At 63.9% G+C, this 797-nt stretch carries 2 protein-coding genes; both read left to right on the forward strand.

The window, feature by feature from the left end:
- The coding region (locus tag EN925_RS38055; RefSeq protein ID WP_128337475.1) for an HPr kinase/phosphorylase at positions 1–370 on the forward strand (370 nt) is incomplete at its 5' end.
- A 164-nt stretch (positions 371–534) separates the two neighbouring features.
- The coding region (locus EN925_RS38065; RefSeq protein ID WP_128337476.1) for a PTS fructose transporter subunit IIA at positions 535–797 on the forward strand (263 nt) is incomplete at its 3' end.

Here is a 797-nt window from a genome sequence, read left to right on the forward strand (position 1 = left end):
GGGCAAGACGGCGCTGGCGCTGGCGCTCATAGATCATTGTCGCCAGCGCGGATCGTTCGCGCGGCTCGTCGGTGACGATCAGCTCTTTGTCGAGGCGCATGCCGGGCGGCTTCTGTGCCGCGCTCCCGCCGCCATAGAAGGCCTCGTCGAGGTGCCTGGGCTCGGCCCCCGGCCTCTGCCATTCGAGCCGGCAGGCCTCGTCGACCTGCATGTCCACCTGGTGCCGGCCGATGAAGCGCCGCGCTTCCAGGAGGATGCCGCAAGCAGCATCGTGGGTTGTCTGGTGCCACAGGTCGATGTGGTCGAACGCAATATCCCGGCGGCCTTACCGGTCGTGATGGCGCGGCTGTCGATCGCGCCTTTTCTATGATCCGCTCCGGGTTTTTTGCTGCAATGCGTCAAAATGGCATGCGCCTGCGCAATTTTGGGCTTGTCAACGGGCCGCGCGTCGACAAGATAGCGCTCCCGCCGCCTGGATTGGCTGGCGAGCATAAAATGCGCCTGTGAAGCGGCGATGACGGGAGCCACCAAAGAATGATCGGACTCGTGCTTGTAACGCACGGTCAACTGGCCACCGAGTTCCGACATGCCGTCGAACATGTCGTCGGGCCACAAGACAATTTCGAAACCGTGGCGATCGGTGCCGACGACGATATGGAGCAGCGTCGGCGCGACATTGTCGATGCGGTTGCCCGTGTCGACACCGGGGCGGGCGTCATCGTGCTGACCGACATGTTCGGCGGCACGCCCTCCAATCTTGCCATCTCGGTGATGGAGTCCGGCCGCACCGAGGTGAT

Origin of the sequence: Mesorhizobium sp. M7A.F.Ca.US.006.04.2.1 (genome assembly GCF_004022915.1) — a bacterium.
In the GTDB taxonomy this organism is placed as follows: domain Bacteria; phylum Pseudomonadota; class Alphaproteobacteria; order Rhizobiales; family Rhizobiaceae; genus Mesorhizobium; species Mesorhizobium ciceri.